Origin of the sequence: Loigolactobacillus jiayinensis (assembly GCF_003946445.1) — a bacterium.
Classification (GTDB): domain Bacteria; phylum Bacillota; class Bacilli; order Lactobacillales; family Lactobacillaceae; genus Loigolactobacillus; species Loigolactobacillus jiayinensis.
Window position 1 is genome coordinate 1 of record NZ_RHOF01000044.1, and the last position, 20,960, is coordinate 20,960.

A 20,960-nucleotide genomic window follows, 5' to 3' on the forward strand; every position below is an offset into this window, starting at 1 on the left:
TATGATACCGCGATTATTGGCCGATTCATATCCGGTCTGTTATTAGGTGCTTACCGTACTAACCTAGAGCTTAAGTTTATAGTGGGTATTGCAAAATAAAACACCGTCAAATAATGGGGCACATGCCCATTTATTGACGGTGTTTTTAATAGTCCAGCTGGTATTAGCTGATTTGTTGGTTAGAATGTTGGTTAGAAGTTAGGCGTAACATTTTCGGGGCATATTTCCAGTATTCATTACGCAATGGGTGCGGTCGAACACCAAATTCTAGCCATGGTTTGCTACGACCGGAATAGTGAATCAGTATTGGCGCTTGACGGGCTTCTTCTGCTAATAGTTCAGCTGGTGGTAGTGGATGAACTTGTTCACGGCGAATCAAGCGCGATTGCATATTGTATTTAGGGTGCAAGTAATACCATTTATCAGCTAGAACAGCATTTAAAGCATCTTGATCATGATATTGTAATTTTTCCGGATGCCGCTTAATGAAGGTCATCACTTTTTCAGTCATGTTATTTTCGCGCCAACGTTTAAGGTCGATCAGCATCACACCAGAATTGAAATAAAAATTATGTTGTGCTTTAACGCCCATTTCTGCTAAACGATCGACGTAGCCGGCGTCTTCCACTGCAGCAATGATTTTTCCGTTCAGTGGTGTGTTCCATAATGCTTCTAGACTACTAGTACAGATTAAATCACAGTCTAAGTAAAGAATCCGGTCTAACTTGGGTAGTAGGTTAGCGGCATAAATCCGATAATATGCAGACTTAATAATGCGATCATCCGTTACAACACCCTTAAACAGTGCTTCATCAACGGTGAGAAAATTAATTTTTGCGCAATTTACATACTCTAATTCGAGCCGTTTTAACTGTAGTTGATTTTCAGTGGTTAAATGATCGGTAAAAACGTAAAAATTAAAGGTATTCGTTAAATTATTAATTAAAATTGAACGATAAAGTGTCACTAATGGTGTGACAAAATCAGGATTACTTGTTGAAACAATGGCGATACTAGGCATGCGTAAGTCCCCCTGTCATATTACAGCAAAGTTATCGATTAGATTAGTTTAACTATACATACTGACGGCCGATTTTGACAACATTTATGCATAAACATTGCTAAACCGGCGTATGCGTCTAAATTGAATCTGATCCACTTTTGATGTTAATCTGGAATTGTAGCAAAGAACCTACATCTAAAAAGAAAGGACTGATTGATATGCTTCATGCACTTTGGGTTTTAATTATTGGTGCGGTTATCGGTGCTATTGCTGGGGCGATTACGAGTCGTGATATGCCACTAGGTTGGATCGGTAATATTATCGCTGGTCTGGTCGGCTCTTGGCTTGGTGAAATGATTCTTGGCAGTTGGGGACCAAATATTGCCGGCATGGCGATCTTCCCATCCATTATTGGTGCGATCATTCTGGTATTGATTGTTTCCTTCATTGTCGGTGGTATGCGCAAACGCAAGCGTTAGTACAGCCAGACATTAGCCCTGACTAAACTTTCATTTTAAAAGCCAGTTAGGAAGGAGGAATGATATGCGACCTATTTTAAAAGTTGGTCTCGCAATTTTGGCAATATTTGGTTTGTTGCAGGCAGTGTGGTTCAGTCTATTAGTTGAACCAACTGGCCGTTGGGCGGGCCAATTATGGCAGTGGCAGCAAATGCAACCTGGGGTAGCGTGGTTTGGTGTTGGCTTGGCGGTACTTGCTGGTGTCGTTTTTCTAGCACTATTGTTATTGGCCGTTTTTAAACGTTCAACAACCAGTCAATTAAGTGTATCAACTGATCGTGGTCAATTGAATCTTAGTCGCAGTGCGATTGAAAAATCAGTCAAATACGCAGTACAACAGCAGCATTCAGTCACGGACGTACAGGTCAAGGTCCAGCTGCGTAAGAACGCTGCAGCAACCGCGCAAGTCGCTGCGACAGTATTGCAGAAAAAAACTGATATGGTCGGCACTAGTAAGGCTATCGAAGTAACGGCTAAAAATGAATTAGCAACGCGCTTGGGTGTGCCTGTAAAGAAAGTTAACGTTCATTTATTAACTGCCGATCAGCGCAAACGGCCAGTAGCTGACGTGATTTGACCTTTTTGGAGGTGAGTAGATGCAACGCGAAATGAAAGGCGCACTATTTGGCTTGATCTGTGGCTTGGTTTGGATCGTGCTGGGCTTTGGTAGCTTGGTTTTGATTCTTTTACTCAGTGCGTTAGGCTACTTGATTGGTCGCTATAGTGACCGTCTACCGATGTTAAAAAGTTGGTTACGTCAAGTGTTAGATCGCTAAATATAATGATGTGAGGAGGATGCTTGTGCAACAACAAGGTGTGCAAAAACGTAAATTAATATTTGAAGATACCGTTATTAAAAAAATTGCTGGTAATGTGGCGAGTGATATTGAGGGTATTCTGTCGATGAACGGTGGCTTTATGAGTAATATTGCTGACCGTTTCCGGAATGATACTGATCCAACCAAAGGAATCGACGCTGAAGTTGGCCAAAAACAAGTTGCGCTGGATATGGAGGCAACTTTAGAGTATGGCGCCGACGCACAACTTATTTTTGATCAATTATGTGATCAAGTCTATCGATCATTGAAGCAGATGACTGGCTTGGAATTGATTGAATTAAATCTAAATATCACTGACATCATGACCAAACGTGAGTGGGCTAATCAAACAAACGAAGGCAAGAAAGAAACTAAAGATCGGGTCAACTAGTAGGTAAATGGAACCGTGTTTTTGGCCACACTGGTAATAAATAACGGCACCTTAATTTAAAAATAGGACTTAATACGCAAAGCTGAAAGGGATGACTTAATAATATGGATGAAAAAATGGTAAAACCAGGCCCAGCTGGTATCGAAAGTGAATTGAAGTACAACGAAGACGTGATTGCCAAAATAGTTGGGCGCACGATGACTACGATTTCGGGTGTGTTAACAGTCGAAGGCAACGTGATCGAAAATTTAACTGATCGTTTTCGCGATAACGATGACCCAACCAAAGGCGTTAAAGTTGATCTGGATGACGACAAACAAGTGGCAACAGTGGAACTTAGTGCTACATTAGAATATGGCCGTAATGCACCTAAAATTTTCGATGAAGCAGTAAACAAAGTTCAAGCTGAGGTCAAACGGATGACCGATGTCAAACTCGAAAGTTTTAAAATGACAGTTGATGATATGCTGACTAAGGATGAATGGCAAGCGCAACAAGATAAAAAGAACCAATCAAAAAGCGAATAGATAGGTTGGCGGTCAAGACGATAATTGTCTTGGCCGCTTTTTAGTGTAAAGCAATAAGCAATTGATAACACTTAGTGCGTAAAATGTGCTAAAATAGTTCACCGCTAGTCATTTAAAGTTAATGGCAACCAACGGACGGAGGTCATTTTTTTGGATAGAGCAACCAAACAGCAAGAACAAGCGCGGGTCACAGCAGTGGTCGCAAAAATCGACCAGCGCATAGATGATAAAAATCAACAATTGGAACAGGCACAACAAGAGACGACTTCGATTGAACGTAATTACGGGGACAATACACGGGTCAATATTACCGAGGTTGATGATCGGATTGAAACCAATGCTGCCGTGCAACAACAGAAGCAGTTAGTTGCGCGAACAGTGGAAAATGAATCAATTTTACAACAACAGATTACACAGTTAAAAGATTTACAGCAGTCACCGTATTTTGGCCGTATTGATATAGCTGAAGATGGTGAGCGCGATACTTTATATATCGGGACGGCCTCGTTTATTGACGCTAAACAGAATTTTTTGGTTTACGATTGGCGGGCACCGATTTCAGGGATCTACTATAATGGGACACTGGGCCAAGTTAGTTATGATACGCCAAATGGGCCAGTGCAGGCTGAATTACTGAAAAAGCGGCAATTTTTGATTGAACACGGTGAAATTAAGAACTTATTTGATACCAACGAAACGGTTGGTGATAGTATGTTGCAGCATGTGCTCGGTGCTGATAGTGACGAGTATATGCGCAATATTGTGGCCACGATCCAGCAGGAACAAAACGATATTATTCGGGATACTAAGCACGATATTCTAATCGTCCAAGGTGTGGCTGGTTCAGGCAAAACATCGGCAATCCTGCAGCGAATCGCTTTTCTACTGTATCATAGTCGTGAATCTTTGAATTCTGAGCAGATGATTTTATTTTCCCCGAATCGGTTGTTCAGTCATTATATTTCTGAGGTACTGCCGAGTTTAGGTGAAAAAAATATGCGGCAGGTGACTTTAGCTGAATTTTTGGGCCAGCGTTTTTCTGGCTTACAAGTGGAAACACTATTTGAGCGTTATGAGCAAGATCAGACTAGTTTTCCAGTGACCGCACAGAAGATTCGGCGCTATAAGGAAAGTTACGCCTATTTGCAGGCGGTAGAGCGCTATTTGAAGCAAACGCAGCCAGCGCAATTGGCGTTTACCGATGTTTATTTTGATGGCCGAATTTTCTTCAATAAGGCTGAAATCGCGGCAATTTATGCGGCGTTACCGGTGAAAATGTTAGCGGCGGATAAATTTTTGAAAACGAAAAATACATTGATCAAACGACTAAAACGGCGCATCCGCGAAGAAGCAAAGGCTGATTGGGTGGCTACTGAGGTCGACATGTTGAGTGAAGATAATTATCGCAGTATTGTGGGCACCCAGCGTTTTGTCAGCGGTGATGATGAATTCCGATTTATCGCTGAAAAAATTGTTCGTGACCGCTTAGCCATTGTGTATGATGCGCTATATAATGATTATTTCATTGATATGTACGAGCAGTACGCTGATTTTATGACCCAGGCGGGATCAACCGATATTGCGCCAGATGTCTGGCAGACGATGATTGCGAGTTATCGTGACCAGTTAGAGCGACACCGGTTACGCTTAGCCGACGCTGCACCGCTACTATATTTACGCGACCGACTGACGGGTAGCGGCCAAAATCATGCGATGCAGCACCTGTTCATCGATGAAATGCAGGATTACACGATGGCACAGTTAGCCTATATCAAGTACGCTTTTCCCAATGCTAAATTGACGCTGTTAGGTGATCGTGCGCAGGATCTATTTACTGCACATTATCGGCAACAAGACTTCATCGATGAATTGACAACTGTGTTCAAAACGCACAGTATCAACTTGATCACGCTAAATAAAAGCTACCGCTCGACCTACCCGATCACGACGTTTGCGGCGGCATTATTACCCCAAGGTAACGAGATTCAGGCCTTTACGCGTGATGGCAATCCGCCATTGCTGTTGACAACAGATTCCACCGCGGCTAGTGTTCAGCAGATCACGCGACAATGCCAGCGCTTATTACTGAAGCACGAAACGGTGGCGATTTTAACCAAAGATCGCGCCACCAGCAATCGCCTATATGCTCGCCTAAAATTAGATACTGAGACGACGCTGATGACTGATGCTGACCGGGCACTACCTAAAGGCGTACTGATTCTACCGATTTATTTAGCAAAAGGCTTAGAGTTTGATGCCGTGATTGCCTACGATGTATCCGCGGTGCATTTTAATGCAGCTGGTGATCGTGATATTTTATACACCATTGCTTCACGGGCAATGCACGAACTTGTGCTGGTTAGCACGGGCGAACCCTGTGAATTTATGGCCGCGTTACCGCCGGCTATGTTAGCGCGTGAGACCGTTGCGGCGGGGAATGAATTAAGCTGATTAAAGGCCTTGCATTCAAGTAAAATATATAATATACTATTTAGGCAGTGTTCTTATGCGAACGCTGAGCATTGCTATATCGCGCGCATCGCTAGTCGAGGATGCGGTCGACATACTAATGCACTAAATTGTATATTTATGCCGCTTTAGCTCAGCAGGTAGAGCGCATCCATGGTAAGGATGAGGTCGCCGGTTCGAATCCGGCAAGCGGCTTAAGATAAGTAAAAGCTGATAACGTTGTGGTTATCAGTTTTTTTGTTGCCGTTTTTACTTTTGACACTCCGTCGTGAAATCGGTACAATGGAACTAATATGTTGAAGAGGAAAAGTAGCCGTTAACGGATCTGCAGCGAGTCATTGGGTGGTGGAAAATGACGATCATTAACGGTGAATGGGCCTCTGAGTGCTGGCGTGAACTAAGTAGCGTCAACGGTGTTTGCGCCTTAAGCAATAGTGGTGTCGTGTAGACGGCACAATTTAGGTGGTACCACGACTTTGAGCGTCCTATTGATTTTTAAATCAATAGGGCTTTTTTATTAAGTGTTGTCGGCTATCGTAACAACGTAAACATGTCGTAAAAGACCCAAATCGATCCGTCTTTGATGAAACACATTTAAGGAAAGAAGGAACTGAACATGACAAAAAAAGTAATTCTAACTGGCGATCGGCCAACTGGTAAGCTGCACATTGGCCATTATATTGGCTCGCTAAAAACACGGGTGGCGATGCAAGACTCTGGTGATTACGATCCATATATTATGATTGCTGATATGCAGGCGTTGACTGATAACGCGCGGGATCCAGAAAAGATTCGGCATAGTTTATTACAAGTTGCCTTAGATTATTTGGCGGTCGGCATCGATCCAGCAAAATCAACTATTTTAGTACAGTCACAAATTCCAGCATTGAATGAGCTAACGATGCATTATTTAAATATCGTCAACGTTTCACGGTTAAATCGTAATCCAACCGTTAAAAGTGAAATTCAGCAAAAAGGCTTCGGTCTAAGTATTCCCGCTGGCTTTTTAATCTACCCAGTTAGTCAAGCTGCTGATATTACGGCATTTAAGGCCAGTGTGGTTCCGGTTGGCGATGATCAGGAACCTATGTTGGAACAGACCCGTGAAATTGTACGCAGCTTCAATAGTATCTATCAGCGTGATGTTTTGGTGGAACCAGAAGGTGTATTTCCACCTAAAGGGCAGGGTCGCTTACCAGGTCTAGATGGTAATGCCAAAATGAGTAAATCGCTGAATAACGCAATTTATTTGGCCGATTCAGCAGATGAGATCCAGAAAAAAGTGATGTCGATGTACACCGATCCTAAACATATTCACGTGGAAGATCCAGGTCAAGTCGAAGGTAACGTGGTCTTCACTTACCTCGATGTGTTTGCTGAAGATCAGGCGCAAGTGGCAGCACTCAAGGCGCAGTACCAAGCTGGCGGTTTAGGCGACGTTAAATTAAAGCGTTACTTAAATGATGTTTTGCAGGCCGCGTTAGCGCCAATTCGGCAGCGGCGTGAAGAATACGCTAAAGATCCAGCTGCAGTTTATGCTATCTTAGCTAAGGGCAGTGCTAAAGCCAATGAAGTTGCAAATCAAACTTTGGCCGAAGTACGGGCGGCAATTGGGATTAATTATTTCGATTAAACTGATTTTGAGTTGTTTTTTTAAAACGTACCATGTAAGCTAATTTTACACAATGATGAAACTAGGTGACGATATGGAACTTGAGCAATTCATGCACGATTTAGCATCCGGTGCGCCAACACCAGGTGGTGGCGGTGCCAGTGCTTTAAGCGGCGCTACGGCTGCGGCTCTAGCTAGTATGGTGGTCAACTTGACCCAAGGTAAAAAGAAATATGCCGCTTATACCGCGGAACTACAGGCAATTCTTACCGCAACGCAACACTTAATTCCTGAGCTATTAGCTCAAATTCCAGCGGATGCTCAAGGCTTTGCGCCACTAACCGAAGCTTACCGTATGCCCAAAACTGATCCACAACGTGCGCCGGTACTGGAGGCAGCGTTGGTTGAGGCTACGCGCGTTCCATTAGCAGTTTTGCGGCAGTTAGACGGTTTGGTGCCACTGATTGAAGCGTTACTGACCAAAGGCAGTCAGATCATGCAAAGTGATGTTGGCGTGGCAGCAGTTGCTTGTCGTAGTGCACTAGAAGGTGCGGTGCTTAACGTTTATGTGAATACGAAATTGATGGCTGATCGACAGCAGGCCGCGGCACTTAACGCAACGGCTGCAGCTTTAGTTAATGATAATGCGATTCGGTGCCAGCGTGTTTACCAACAAGTTGTTGCTAAATTGCAGTAAAGCGGTGCGGCATGAGCAATATTTGAATAGAAACAAGGGGATCCGACGTGCAAGCGGCGGATTTTTTGGTAAAATGAAGTAAAGTAACCGGTTTAAAAAGGAGTGGTGTAATAATGGTGAAGTCAAAATTATTTGGCGCAATCGTGATGAGTGCGCAGAGTCTAGATCTGAGTATCGTCAATCTACGAACGCTAGAAGTTGTCGAGCGGGTTAGTGCACCAGTGGCGTTAGGTGAGCGTTTATTTTCCGACGGGGGGATTGATTTCGATGCGGTTAACGCAGCAATTACGGCATTGCGTGGCTTTCAGCAGCTAATGAAAGATTACGGCGTAACTGATGAACGAGTAGTCGCTAGTCATACGATCACATCGGCAGAAAATATTAATTTTGTACGCGACCAAATTTACACCAAAACGGGCTTGACCGTTCATTTCACCACGGTTAGCGAAGAACTATTATTTCGTTACGAGGCCGCCGCAGTTTACTTGCCGAATTTTAAGACCTTATCACAGCAAAACACAGTTTTACTCCAATTGGGTGCTAGTTCAATCACGTTAATGGTGTTTCAACACGGCGAACTGACAATGACGCGCGAACTGCAACTTGGCCCTATGCAAGTCGCACAGCGTATGGCCGAATTGGAGCACCGTGCAACGGCCTACGAAGATGTTTTGGCTGATTACATTCACTCGAAATTATTGGATATTTTGCGCTTTTTACCCCAGCAAGCCTTTACCCAAGTTATTCTGATGGGGTCAAAATTAACGTTGTTAGAAAATATGATTCCCCAAGGACAGCGGAGCTTAGCAATTAGTCATGAGCGGTTTAACCAGCGCTATCACGAAGTCATGACCTTATCGACCCAAGAACTGGAAAATGAGGAGCAACTGACGGAAAATGAAGCCAATGAGGTGGCGCCAACATTTTTGTTGTTGGACGAGATTTTTGATGCGCTACACACGGAAACCATTTGGCTATCAAATATTAAATTACTCGATGGTTTTGTGGTCCATTTAGGGAGCCACAATGGTAAATACGGTGCGTGGAACTTTGATGCTGCGGTGATTTCCGCGACACAACATGTGGCAGCACGTTACAATATTGACCGGAGCCACCAAAAGCAAGTTTTGCAGTTTGCCGTACAACTATTTGATCGTTTGCGCAAGATACATGGTCTAGGGCGGCGTGAACGGCTGTTGTTACAATTAGCGGCAATTTTACAGGATACTGGGCTATATTTGGACGCCAATCAGCACGCCTTTCATTCTGAATATATTATTCGTGCCAGTGAAATTCTGGGTCTAGATCATATTGAACAACTGATTGTAGCTGCAGTTGCACGCTATCATAGCTCGGCAGCACCGTCAGCTGACCTCAGTCATTTTAGCCAGTTACCATTAGAGCAGCGCTTGATTATCGCCAAGTTAGCGGCTATTTTACGCCTTGCTGATGCACTGGATGATAGCCACCAAGCCAAGATCAGTGCCATCAGCGTTAGTATTCGCCAAACGACAGTGACGATCACGGCAACAGCGACTAGTGATATTGAACTGGAAAAGTGGACTTTTGCTCAGAAAGCCGGCTTCTTCACGAACGTTTATGGGTTGCAACCAATTTTACAACGGAAGGGGCATTTGGGATGAATTTTGCTAAGCCAGAATATTTTGTTAATCGTGAATTAAGTTGGGTCGATTTTGATGATCGTGTGTTAGAAGAAGCGCGGGATAAAAGTAATCCATTGCTGGAACGCGTTCGTTTTCTCGGGATCACGCAAAGTAATTTAGATGAATTTTTCATGGTACGTGTAGCTTCACTACGTAAAATGCAGGCAGTGGCTTATTCCAAACCGGATGCGGCAGGGCTGCCGCCGACGGAACAATTAGCGGCATTAAGCGCCAAAATTCATCCATTGGTTGAAAAACAATACTCGACTTGGACGCGCTCCTTATTACCACAACTGGAAAAAGCAGGAATCAACTTACTTGATTATGCGCAGTTATCGAAGAAGCAACTTAGTTTTTGCGGACAATATTTTCATCAGGTGTTGTACCCTGTATTGACGCCACTAGCGGTTGATGCATCGCGGCCATTTCCGTTTATTGGTAACAATACCTTGAATTTAGCATTACGCCTAGTTAAGGCTGATACGACAGAAAAAAAGGATCGCCGTTTTGCTATGGTGCAAGTGCCCAACGTTTTTCCACGGGTGGTGACCTTGCCAGGTGAGAATCAATTTATTTTGCTGGAAGATGTGATCAAGCCATTTATTGATGAATTATTTACGGGTTTTAAGGTCAAAGAGGTACAGGCTTTCCGCGTGATCCGTGATATGGATTTTGATGTTGCTGAGGAAGATGCTTCTGATTTAATGAAGGAGATCGTCCACCAGTTAGCGATGCGTGAGCACACCAAGGTAATGCGTTTGGAGCTAGCCGCGGAGACGAGTAAAACGCTGCGCAAACGTTTGGTTAAGGCATTAGCGGTTCACGAAGCTGACGTATACGATATCAAAGGGCCAATTGATTTAACGGTTTTAAGTAAATTAGTTAAGGCAGTGAAAAATCACACTGAACTACTTTATAAACCATTTAAGGCCTACACACAGCCAGCGTTGCAACAGCCGGATCTATTTGCGGCCATCCGCCAACAGGATTTATTCTTACATCATCCTTATGATAGTTTCGATCCAGTGGTACAGTTGATCAAACAAGCTGCCAATGATCCAGATACCTTAGCAATCAAAATGACCTTGTACCGTGTATCCAGTGACTCGCCAATTATTCAGTATCTAGGTGTTGCCGCACAAAATGGCAAGCAAGTTACGGTTTTAGTCGAATTGAAAGCACGTTTTGACGAAGAGAACAACGTCCACTGGGCAACTGAATTAGAGAAAAAGGGCTGCCACGTGATCTATGGCTTAGTCGGCTTGAAAACTCACTGTAAATTACTGCTGATCGTGCGGCGCGAAAGTGATGGTATTCGGCGCTATATGCACATGGCAACTGGTAATTACAACGACGTTACTGCACGTTTGTACACTGATATGGGTTTATTCACCGCTGATCCTAAAATAGGGGTTGATGCTTCAAATATTTTCAATATGTTATCCGGCTTTTCCGAGCCCGATCATTTTTCCGAGCTGAATATCGCACCACTGACGCTACGTAAGTTTTTAAATGATCGTTTTGACGACGAGATTACTAACGCGCAAGCCGGTAAGCCAGCACATATCCGCATGAAAATGAATTCGCTGTCGGATAAACAAATGATTGAAAAAATCTACGCGGCCGCAGCTGCAGGGGTTAAAATTGATTTGATCATTCGTGGTATTTGTTGTCTGAAGGTGGGGATGCCAGGTATCAGTGAAAATGTCACCGTTCATTCAATTGTGGGTCGTTTTCTAGAACATAGCCGGATCTACTACTTTTATGCTGGTGGTGAAGAAAAGTTGTATCTATCCTCTGCCGATTTAATGAATCGCAATATCAGTCGGCGCGTTGAATTGCTATTTCCAATTTTACAACCAGATATCAAGGCGCAAATTGTCCAGATCTATAAGTTAATGTGGCAAGATAACTTAAAAACACGGGTTTTGCAAGCAGATGGCAGTTATCAAAAAGTCGACCGGCGGGGATTAACGCCGCTGGATGCGCAAGCCCATTTTGTTGCTAGTGCTACCGCTGCGCAAAAAAAGCCAGCCATAACTGAAAAGCCGCTGGATCATTTTGTTCCGATGCAAAAGCCTTGGTCGCCGGTAGATGACGATTAGCAGCTGGTCCAAATTCACTTTACTCGTTTAATTCACTTAATAAGGAAGCGTCGATAATGGAAAATTTTGTAGTGATCGATCTTGGCTCTAACTCGGTTCGCATGTCGATTACAGAAATCGATGATGACGGTAGTTTTCGTGCCGTTCAGCAGCATAAGGAAATGGTTCGTCTATCGGAAGATATGGGTGATGAGAAAATTTTGCGTGAACCGGCGATTAAACGAACGATTGCTGTGTTACAACAATTTGCGACTATTTATCAACAACTACCTAATGTCACGTTGCGGGCAGTAGCGACGGCGGCAGTACGTAGCGCTAAGAATCAGAAAAAGTTTATTAAGCGAGTGGCCGATGAAGTCGCCGGCTTAAAAATTGAAGTTATTCCCGGTACGATGGAAGCTTACTATGATTATTTAGGGGTGGTCAATACGCTACCTGTAACGAACTGTGTGATCATGGATACCGGCGGCGCTAGTTGTGAGCTGGTGCTGGTTCAAAACGGGAAAGCACAAAACTTGATCAGTCTGCCGATTGGTGCGGTTAATTTAACCGAAACGTTTTATAAAAATGGCGTTGATCAGTTGAAAACGGAGGACTTATTCTGGGAAACGACCTTTGTTAATCGACTATTCAACGGTGTTTGGTGGTTACGGCGCGGCCAAAATTTGCCAATCGTTGCCCTTGGTGGCAGTAACCGGACGCTGGCTAAAATCCAACGTAAAGGTAAAAATGTGCTTAACTTCGAAGATATTCACGGATTTCGGATGACGGTCAATGAGGTTAACGACGTCTACGCCAAGGTCATCAGCAAGGATCTAGCTGGACGTAAAAAAATCCCTGGCTTGGCCAAGGATCGGGCTGATATTATTGCGGGCGGCATGACGCCTATCGTTACAATTCTACGTTTTCTTGATTCTGATCGGGTGGTATTCTCGCAAAATGGTGTTCGCGAGGGTATCTTACATGAGCATATCAGTCAGTTACAAGAACAAGGTACGGTGCAATAAATAAACGAGCCATTAACTAATGCATTTACACTAGTTAATGGCTCGTTTTCATTTAATCATAAAATTCATTGCTGACAAGAAGTCGTGGATTCGTTCAGTTGGTTCGGTGAAGAAGGTTTGCGGATCACCGCTGTAGAGGATCTCGCCTTCCTCAAGGAAAATAATTTGATCGGCGACGCCTTTAGCAAATTCCATATTATGCGTGACAACGATCATTGAGTTATGTTCCTGTGCTAACTTAAGTAGTACCCGCAAGACATCGGCTTCTAGTTCGGGATCTAGTGCCGAGGTGGGTTCATCAAAGAACATGTATTTTGGCTTCATCGCTAGAGCTCGAGCAATGGCAACACGCTGTTGTTGACCGCCAGATAAGGCTGTGGGAAATTGGTCAGCCTTATCCGCTAAACCAACTTGGGCTAACAACGCCTTGGCTGTGGAGGTTGCAATAGCTGGTGCTTGTTTCAAAACGTGAATTGGTGCTTCGGTTACGTTTTTTAAAACAGTTAAGTGTGGAAACAAATTGAAGCTTTGAAAGACCATTCCTGTTTGTCGGCGCAATTGAAGCACATTCTTTTCAGAAATTGGTTGGCTAAAGTCCAACGTTAAATCATCAAAGTGATATAGTCCGTTTTCCGGTCGTTCCAATAAATTTAATGAGCGTAATAATGTCGACTTACCAGAGCCAGACGGGCCGACGATAACAGTAGTTTTATGCTCAGGAAAAGTGATATTCACGTCGTTTAAGGCATGACGTTCACCATAAATTTTATTCACATGTTCTAGTTTTAGCAATGTGATGGCTCCTTTCATTTTATTTGAATAACTGACTTAAGTGGTAACAATGCTAGTGTTGTGTCGGTACATACCGCGAAGTCCATTTTTCCAGATAGCTTTGCAGAATGGTTAGTACAGTACAGATCACGAGGTAAACTAGTGCAACCAGTGAGTATAGCAGTAGTGGTTCATAAGTTTTAGCTGAGATCTGCTGACCAACCGTGAACATTTCGACAATTGTGATGCTAGACGCAAGGGATGTGTCCTTGACTAAGCCAATAAATGAGTTAGACAATGGTGGCAACGAAACGCGGACCGCTTGCGGTAAAATAATGCGGAATAAAACTTGGCGCCGCGTCATACCAAGCGTTAAGGCAGCTTCCCATTGGCCGTTAGGAATGGATAAGATTGCCGCCCGAATTGTTTCTGAGCTGTAAGCACCCACGTTTAACGTGAAGGTAATAATGGCGGCGATCCAGGGACTGAATTCGATGCCTAGATTAGGTAAGCCGAAAAAGACGATAAATAATTGAACTAATAACGGCGTACTCCGAAATAGCCAAACGTAACCCCAAAACAGGCCGCGGACAATCTGAAACGGGCCACGCATCAGTGATAAGCGAACCATAGCAGTAATCAGCGCTAAAATGAGACCTAACACAAATGAGATCAGCGTTAGCGGGATAGTATATTTGACAGCCGCAGTAATGATCTGTGGCAAGGAGGAGGTCACAATTTCCCAAGTGCTACTCGACATAATGAACATCCTTTCTCTACAAGGTAATATGTAAAAAGAGTGACACAACTGGTCGCGCATGTGCGTGGTCATCGATAATTGGATGACGTATGACCAGTTGGCTCACTCTTTAGTATGTGGCTTCAAAGCTATTTTAGCTAACTTTTTTAATGAATTTAGTAAAAATACAGTTTTTACTTCTTGGTAACGTCAGTACCAAAGTATTTCTGTGATAAGTTCTTCAATGTGCCATCTTGTTTCAAACTCTTCAACGCCTTGTTAACTGATTTTCTTAGGTCAGTATCCTTCTTGTTCAGCATACCGCCAATTTTTTGTGTCTTAACGCTGGAACCAGTTGAAATTAACTTAATGTTGGCGTTTGGCTTTTGTTTCATGTAAGCACCCAACGCATCAATGGAATTGATCGTACCATCCGCGCGACCTTGTTGAACCAACGCGATTGACTGGGCAAAACCAGAACTAGAAACAATAGTCGCACCTAAACGTTGTGCATCAGCGGCGTTGTTACTGGACGTAGTTTGCGCCATCTTTTTACCCTTGATGTCGGTGATTTTCTTGATCTGCTTGTTACCTTTTTTCACGGCTAGTTGTGACTTACTATAAATGTAAGGCGAGGTGAAAAGATACTTAGCCTTACGTTCTTTAGTGGCAGCCATGTCATTTAGTACCAAATCATATTTATTACCGTTCAAGCCGGCAATTAATGAGTCAAATTGGGTTTCAACAAAAACGGGTTTTAAATTCAATTTCTTAGCAACTGCTTTACCAATCTCGACTTCATAACCGACTAATTTACCATCTTCATGGTAGCCATAAGGCTGGTAAGTACCTTCTAAACCGATTTGCAATGTGCCTTTTTTATTTAATTCAGCGGTGACGGCCTTACTAGCGGCGTGGCTAGGCGTAAAAGTCGGACCAACTGCTAATAAGAAGACTGCTGCTGTTGCCCCAAGTAGTCCCAAAAGCTTTTTCATATCTAAAATCCACCTTAATTAGTATTTGTTAACTTACAAATTGTCAACAAACATAAGTATATAACAATTCAGCCGATTTTTTAACTAAGTTGTTTAATTTTATTGACGGACTGCTAACTATATAAAAACCTAATAGCAATCTGGCGTAACGTGCTAAAATAATAGTAAACCTGATTGCTAAAAAGGAGTCACAAATGCCAAAAAAATTCTACCAACTGACGCGCCTACAGCGAATTGCAACGTTATTAGCACATAAATTATTATCAGTGACTGATGCTCATTTTTTTGCCAATAATACTGGCTTGACTCAAGAGCGTGCCAACCAATTAGTCGAAAATCAACTCACCACCTTTGCCTTACCGGAGGGCCTTGCCCGTAATTTACTGGTTAACGGCAAGCTACATCAAGTACCAATGGTCACTGAAGAACCTTCAGTGATTGCTGCAGCCAGCAACGGTGCGCGTTTGGCAGCTACTGGTGGCGGCTTTAGAACTAGTCAGCCCCAGCGTTTATTGTTAGGCCAGATTATTTTAACTGACATTGTCGATGTGGCGGCAACGACTGCAATGATTACAGCCCATGAAGCTGAGTTGCTGCAAGTAGCCAACGCAGCACATCCTTCGCTACAGCAACGTGGTGGCGGTGCACGGTGGCTACGGGTGCGACAATTAAGTGAGCGGGAGTTATCGTTAGATCTGGCTGTTGATGTCCAACAAGCAATGGGCGCCAATATGTTAAATACCATGCTGGAAGCCGTAGCAACCACTTTACAAGCTAAATGGACTATGCCAATATTAATGAGTATTTTGTCGAATTATGCGACTGAAAGTACAGTGACGGCCACCGTTGACATACCGATCACGGTTTTAGCGACGCCACAGTTTACGGGTATAAGTGTTGCGAAAAAGATTGCTGCTGCTAGTCATATTGCGCAAATCGATCCGTATCGGGCTGTGACGCATAACAAAGGGATCATGAATGGCGTTGATGCGGCGGTATTAGCCTTTGGTAACGACTGTCGGGTTATTGAAAGTGGCGCGCATGCCTATGCTGCCCGTGATGGTCAGTACCGTGGTCTTAGTCAATGGCAAGTTGTTGCCGATCAGTTGCACGGCGAATTAACCTTACCTTTACCGCTGGGCTTTGTCGGTGGTGCCACTAGATTGTTGCCAGCGGTGCAACCAAATCAGCGCTTAGCTACAGTTGAATCGGCACAAGAATTAATGCAGGTTATCTGTGCACTAGGCTTGGCACAAAATTTAGCGGCTTTAAAAGCGTTGGTGACCACGGGCATCCAGCAAGGCCACATGCGTTTACAAGCTAAAAGCTTGGCGGTGACCGCCGGCGCTCAAACCGCTGAAGTAGCGCCACTGATTGTTGCACTGCAACAAGCGCCGACACTAGACCTAGCTACTGCGCAAAAATTGTTGACTAAATTACGGCAGCAGCGCTAGCATATTTATTGCTGGTGCGTGCTTAATCAGTTATGCTTAAGCTACACTCCTAATAAGTTTCACCAATGGGTAGCTAGTCACTGAATGAGGACTAGCTATTTATTTTTATAAATTTTTTCAAATTTAGGGTTAATTTGTGCTGCTTTTTGAATATTATAAGAAAAAATTGCTATTTATGACATTATCCTATTGATTTAACCGCTTACTTTTTGGTATAATACTTATGAGGTCAATAAGGAGAGTGGTAATCATGGGTTATCGAAATGGCGCACGTGATGAGTTGACATTAACTGTCGTTGAACCATGGCAACGACAGTCAGGAGAATATTATTTATTGTTTCGTGATCGTAAAGGGCAACAGTATGAATGGCAACAGACACATCCGCGACGGTTATTCGAGCATACCGCCTCTAGTTTTCGGCTATATGCCGGTGATCAATTAGTCATCAAATTTACGGTACGCGCGTTGTTGCAAAATCAGCGCTATAGTATTCAGCATGTGTTCATCAAGCAGATTCGCCAACTAGCGCCGCGCATAGATTTAAGTTTCGAGCAGCAACAGGAATTTAAGCGGTTTAAGGCGGAGCTTGCTGACGGTAAATCTTTATATGAAGCTTATTGAAAATGAACGCTTAATTAAATCCAGACCAGTGAGACCAGTTATCAACTAGTTTAGAATCATTATCATGTGATTGAACCACTAAACTCGTTGCGCTAACTGGTTTTTTAGTTATTTTAATAGTTACGATTAGCCAAAATATTTCCCCTCAGTATTGTTAGTGTTATAGTAAAGTTTAAAGAAGGGGGCGCTGTCATGAAGCATAGTTATAAATTAGGTGCAACGCTAGTGATCGGGATTGTGGCCTTGCTACTACAATTTGTCTTTAGCCAAGCACTAGCTGCTCAAACTTTGGTGACTATTTTAGGTGCATTAATGGCCTTGTCGATGTTAATAGAAATGATCAAAACACTTCACTCTGGAAAATATGGGATCGATTTATTAGCGATCATGGCAATCGTAGCAACGCTGGCGGTGGGTGAATATTGGGCTAGTTTATTGGTGCTGGTGATGTTAACTGGTGGCGATTCCTTGGAAGACTACGCTGCAGCGCGTGCGGGAACCGAGCTAAAGGCCTTGCTGGATAATTCGCCGCAAGTTGCGCACCGTTTGCAGGGCGATCAATTGACTGATATTCCGGTGAGCGCCGTCCAAGTTGGCGACCAAGTTGTGGTTAAGCCAGGGGAAATGGTGCCCGTTGATGGGCGTGTTCTACGTGGCGTTTCCAGCTTTAATGAAGCTTCCTTGACCGGCGAAGCACGACCAATTGAAAAACCAGTGGGCGCTGAATTATTATCCGGCGCATTGAATGGTGATGTGTCAGTAACGATGCTGGCGGAGCAAACGGCTGCAAATAGTCAATACCAAGCAATCATTAAGTTGGTTAAAGAATCTGAAGCTCAGCCCGCTCATTTTGTTCGTATGGCTGATCGTTATGCCGTTCCCTTTACCGCAATTGCCTTACTGATTGCTGGGCTAGCGTGGGCGATTTCCGGCGACCCCGTCCGTTTTGCTGAGGTCTTAGTGGTAGCTTCACCGTGCCCATTGATTTTGGCCGCACCAATTGCGTTAGTTGCCGGAATGAGCCGTGCCAGCCGAAATGGTATTATCGTCAAAACAGGCACGACCATTGAAAAATTAGCCCGTGCGCGGACTATTGCGTTTGATAAAACGGGCACGATCACCCAAGGACAGCTAAACGTGACCAAGGTAGTCCCATTGGCGCAACTTGATGCAGCTAAACTGTTGCAACTTGCTGCTAGTGCCGAACAACAATCGAGTCACATTTTAGCGCGCTCTTTGGTGCAGTACGTCGGCGTCACGCAATTACTGCCACTGAGTCATCTAAATGAAGTGACTGGGGCTGGGGTAAGCGCTGATGTCGCGGCACAGCATGTCAAAGTTGGTAAACTCAACTATGTCGCACCAAAACGCACAAGTTCGCCGACCCAACAGACTGCGATTCATGTGGCGGTGGATGATGAATATGAGGGGTACATCGAGTTTAGTGATCAAGTCCGACCGGAAGCAGCAGCAACGATCACAGCATTACGCCAGCTAGGCTTAGAACACGTAATGATGTTGACCGGTGACCAAGCAGCGATTGCCGCAACCATTGCCACTGAGGCTGATGTTGACGAATACCACGCTGGCTGCTTGCCACAAGACAAGATTCAATTGCTCAAGGCGGTGGCGCCTGCGCAGCAACCGGTGATTATGGTTGGTGATGGGGTCAATGATGCGCCTTCACTGACGGCTGCGGATGTTGGTATCGCAATGGGGGCACATGGTGCAACTGCAGCCAGCGAATCAGCTGATGTTGTGATTCTAAAGGATGATCTAGGGCGCGTTGCCCGTGCTGTTGCTATCGCTAAGGACACAATGCGGATCGCTAAAAGTGATGTGCTGACAGGAATCGTTATTTTAGTGGTGCTAATGTTGATTGCCGCCACTGGTGTCATTCCGGCCTTAGTCGGTGCTTTGCTCCAAGAAGCTGTCGATACGATCACTATTTTATTGGCACTACGGGCACGCAAAGACACCAAACAATCACTAGTTCAGCAGGTACGACAAACTAAATTAGGGTAGTGTGGTTGAAAAATTGCGCGACTATTCTGCAATATCAAGGTCTCCGTGACTCAGCAAGTTAGCTGACGTGATGGGGATTTTTTGCCAGCTTTTTACAGGTAAAAAGATAGTGGTCAATTGCCGTATGATAGCGCATAATAATAGGACAAGAATATAGTGAAAAGAGTGGAAATGTGTTACAAGCAAGGAAAACGATCCTAACGTGGTCGGCAACCCAGTGGCATGATTATGAACAACGCGGTCTGCAATTAGATAATTATGCTGTGTTTGAAAATGCTGCTGGTAGTTTAGGCTGGATTGGTTTTGGTGCGGTGGCCACTTATACGCCAACTGCCGCCAATGCTTTTACTGAAGTCGCGGCGTGGCTGACTCAGTTACAAGCTGAGCTAACAAGTGTGGTGGCACCCCAGGATATTGCCATTTTAGGTGGCTTTTCTTTTACCGCTAAGGGCGCACAGCAACAGGATGCTTGGGGCGCGTTAGCTAATGGCTACTTTGTTTTACCACGTTTTTTGGTGAAAAAGACAGCGGCACAAACGGTATTGATCGAGTTAACGCAAGCTGAGTTTGCCACAGCTGATAGTCTGGCTGATTTTGAGGCGTTCTTGCCTCCGCTTGCTAGTGAAAACCCAGTAGCTCGTGCATTGGTGCAAACCGAGCAAGCAACCCAATGGCAACAGGCGGTAACTGAGGTCGTGCAGCAACTGCAAACTGATCCACAGTTAGAAAAAGTGGTGTTGGCACGAACTTTGCAGGTTAGCAGCCAGCAACCATTTGTGGTCAGTCAATTATTAACAACGTTGCGGCAGACACACGCGGCGGTTTATCATTTGGTATTGAAAGTCGCTGATCAAGTGTTTATCAGTGCGACACCAGAACGATTGGTGGCCTTAAAGGGTCGCCAATTGGCCACGGCGGCAGTGGCAGGTACTGCGCCGCGTGCAAGTGATCCAGTTGCTGATGAAGCGCTGGGGGCTGCGTTATTAAGGGATGCAAAAAATCGGCGTGAACAGCAGATTGTTGTCACCGCAATTCGGCAGCAGCTCCAAAACATCACAACGACCTTAAGTGTGCCAACACCGCCCCGCTTGCTGAAAAGCCAACAAGTACAGCATTTGTATACGCCAATTACTGCAACCTTGCAAGCTAGCGTAGATCTATTTGGTGTGGTGGCAGCGTTACATCCGACGCCAGCACTAGGTGGGCAACCGGCGGCTTTAGCGTTGCCACTGATTCAACGATTAGAGCCACAATATCGTGGGTTATTTGGTGCACCATTTGGCTATGCAACGTTGGCTGGTGATGGCGAGTTTGCTGTGGCGATTCGGTCAATGTTAGTCCAGCAAAAAACGGCGTTGTTATTTGCCGGCGCTGGAATCGTTGCTGCCTCACAACCAGCTGTGGAGGTTCGAGAAACCGCCTTAAAGTTTGAACCAATGCTACAACTGCTAAAGTGAGTGGGGTTAGCTGTGGGGTAAATTGATTATTGAAATGTGAGTGTTTGGTGTAAATTAACAGACCACGCGTTTATTTTAGTTGTGGT

Annotated in this window: 19 protein-coding genes, 1 tRNA gene and 1 other annotated feature; of the genes, 16 read left to right on the forward strand and 4 right to left on the reverse strand. The window is 44.3% G+C overall.

Annotated elements, in window-relative coordinates; translation table 11 throughout:
- Window positions 1-163: 163 nt before the first annotated feature.
- The gene (locus EKM80_RS10915; RefSeq protein ID WP_125553156.1) at window positions 164-1,021 is read right to left on the reverse strand and encodes a glycosyltransferase family 8 protein; all 858 of its coding nucleotides are present in this window, start codon (window positions 1,019-1,021) and stop codon (window positions 164-166) included.
- Between the two features lie 200 nt (window positions 1,022-1,221).
- Between EKM80_RS10915 and EKM80_RS10920 the strand changes: the two genes are divergently transcribed.
- From EKM80_RS10920 to EKM80_RS10975, 12 genes are all read left to right on the forward strand, one after another.
- The gene (locus EKM80_RS10920) at window positions 1,222-1,482 is read left to right on the forward strand and encodes a GlsB/YeaQ/YmgE family stress response membrane protein (protein WP_125553157.1); all 261 of its coding nucleotides are present in this window, start codon (window positions 1,222-1,224) and stop codon (window positions 1,480-1,482) included.
- Window positions 1,483-1,546: 64 nt separating this feature from the next.
- Complete coding sequence (gene amaP / locus EKM80_RS10925; protein WP_125553158.1) at window positions 1,547-2,098, forward strand: alkaline shock response membrane anchor protein AmaP; 552 nt, start codon at window positions 1,547-1,549, stop codon at window positions 2,096-2,098.
- A gap of 19 nt (window positions 2,099-2,117) precedes the next feature.
- A complete protein-coding gene (locus EKM80_RS10930; RefSeq protein WP_125553159.1) occupies window positions 2,118-2,297 on the forward strand; it encodes a DUF2273 domain-containing protein in 180 nt (59 codons plus the stop codon).
- 25 nt (window positions 2,298-2,322) lie between these two features.
- On the forward strand, window positions 2,323-2,730 hold the full coding sequence (locus EKM80_RS10935; RefSeq protein WP_125553160.1) for an Asp23/Gls24 family envelope stress response protein: 408 nt from the start codon (window positions 2,323-2,325) through the stop codon (window positions 2,728-2,730).
- A gap of 104 nt (window positions 2,731-2,834) precedes the next feature.
- Complete coding sequence (locus EKM80_RS10940) at window positions 2,835-3,257, forward strand: Asp23/Gls24 family envelope stress response protein (RefSeq protein ID WP_125553161.1); 423 nt, start codon at window positions 2,835-2,837, stop codon at window positions 3,255-3,257.
- Window positions 3,258-3,407: 150 nt separating this feature from the next.
- Entirely contained in the window at window positions 3,408-5,708 is a 2,301-nt protein-coding gene (helD, locus tag EKM80_RS10945; RefSeq protein WP_125553162.1) for an RNA polymerase recycling motor HelD, read from the forward strand.
- Between the two features lie 140 nt (window positions 5,709-5,848).
- Window positions 5,849-5,921 (forward strand) — tRNA-Thr (locus EKM80_RS10950).
- A gap of 92 nt (window positions 5,922-6,013) precedes the next feature.
- Window positions 6,014-6,217, forward strand: a binding site (T-box leader).
- 125 nt (window positions 6,218-6,342) lie between these two features.
- Entirely contained in the window at window positions 6,343-7,359 is a 1,017-nt protein-coding gene (trpS, locus tag EKM80_RS10955; RefSeq protein ID WP_125553163.1) for a tryptophan--tRNA ligase, read from the forward strand.
- A gap of 73 nt (window positions 7,360-7,432) precedes the next feature.
- Window positions 7,433-8,035, forward strand: coding sequence for a cyclodeaminase/cyclohydrolase family protein (locus EKM80_RS10960; protein ID WP_125553164.1), 603 nt, complete (start codon window positions 7,433-7,435; stop codon window positions 8,033-8,035).
- A gap of 113 nt (window positions 8,036-8,148) precedes the next feature.
- Entirely contained in the window at window positions 8,149-9,678 is a 1,530-nt protein-coding gene (locus EKM80_RS10965; protein ID WP_125553165.1) for a Ppx/GppA phosphatase family protein, read from the forward strand.
- Window positions 9,675-11,804 carry an RNA degradosome polyphosphate kinase gene (locus EKM80_RS10970; RefSeq protein WP_125553166.1) on the forward strand — a complete coding sequence of 710 codons (2,130 nt, stop codon included), beginning with the start codon at window positions 9,675-9,677 and terminating at the stop codon, window positions 11,802-11,804. Before EKM80_RS10965 ends, EKM80_RS10970 begins: the two co-directional genes overlap by 4 nt.
- A 56-nt stretch (window positions 11,805-11,860) precedes the next feature.
- Complete coding sequence (locus EKM80_RS10975) at window positions 11,861-12,811, forward strand: Ppx/GppA family phosphatase (RefSeq protein WP_125553167.1); 951 nt, start codon at window positions 11,861-11,863, stop codon at window positions 12,809-12,811.
- A 48-nt stretch (window positions 12,812-12,859) separates the two neighbouring features.
- On the opposite strand, the gene EKM80_RS10980 is transcribed toward EKM80_RS10975, so the two are convergent.
- From EKM80_RS10980 to EKM80_RS10990, 3 genes are all read right to left on the reverse strand, one after another.
- On the reverse strand, window positions 12,860-13,603 hold the full coding sequence (locus tag EKM80_RS10980; RefSeq protein ID WP_125553168.1) for an amino acid ABC transporter ATP-binding protein: 744 nt from the start codon (window positions 13,601-13,603) through the stop codon (window positions 12,860-12,862).
- 52 nt (window positions 13,604-13,655) lie between these two features.
- The gene (locus EKM80_RS10985; protein WP_125553169.1) at window positions 13,656-14,342 is read right to left on the reverse strand and encodes an amino acid ABC transporter permease; all 687 of its coding nucleotides are present in this window, start codon (window positions 14,340-14,342) and stop codon (window positions 13,656-13,658) included.
- Window positions 14,343-14,515: 173 nt separating this feature from the next.
- The gene (locus EKM80_RS10990; RefSeq protein WP_125553171.1) at window positions 14,516-15,316 is read right to left on the reverse strand and encodes a transporter substrate-binding domain-containing protein; all 801 of its coding nucleotides are present in this window, start codon (window positions 15,314-15,316) and stop codon (window positions 14,516-14,518) included.
- A gap of 194 nt (window positions 15,317-15,510) precedes the next feature.
- Between EKM80_RS10990 and EKM80_RS10995 the strand changes: the two genes are divergently transcribed.
- The 4 genes from EKM80_RS10995 to EKM80_RS11010 all read left to right on the forward strand — a co-directional run bounded on the left by EKM80_RS10995 (window position 15,511) and on the right by EKM80_RS11010 (window position 20,874).
- On the forward strand, window positions 15,511-16,770 hold the full coding sequence (locus EKM80_RS10995; protein ID WP_125553172.1) for a hydroxymethylglutaryl-CoA reductase, degradative: 1,260 nt from the start codon (window positions 15,511-15,513) through the stop codon (window positions 16,768-16,770).
- Between the two features lie 250 nt (window positions 16,771-17,020).
- Window positions 17,021-17,392, forward strand: a complete 372-nt coding sequence (locus EKM80_RS11000; protein ID WP_125553173.1) for a hypothetical protein — start codon at window positions 17,021-17,023, stop codon at window positions 17,390-17,392.
- A gap of 192 nt (window positions 17,393-17,584) precedes the next feature.
- Window positions 17,585-19,417 (forward strand): heavy metal translocating P-type ATPase, encoded by a 1,833-nt coding sequence (locus tag EKM80_RS11005; protein ID WP_125553174.1) that lies wholly within the window; start codon window positions 17,585-17,587, stop codon window positions 19,415-19,417.
- A 173-nt stretch (window positions 19,418-19,590) separates the two neighbouring features.
- Entirely contained in the window at window positions 19,591-20,874 is a 1,284-nt protein-coding gene (locus tag EKM80_RS11010; RefSeq protein WP_125553175.1) for an isochorismate synthase, read from the forward strand.
- The last annotated feature ends 86 nt before the right edge of the window (window positions 20,875-20,960 follow it).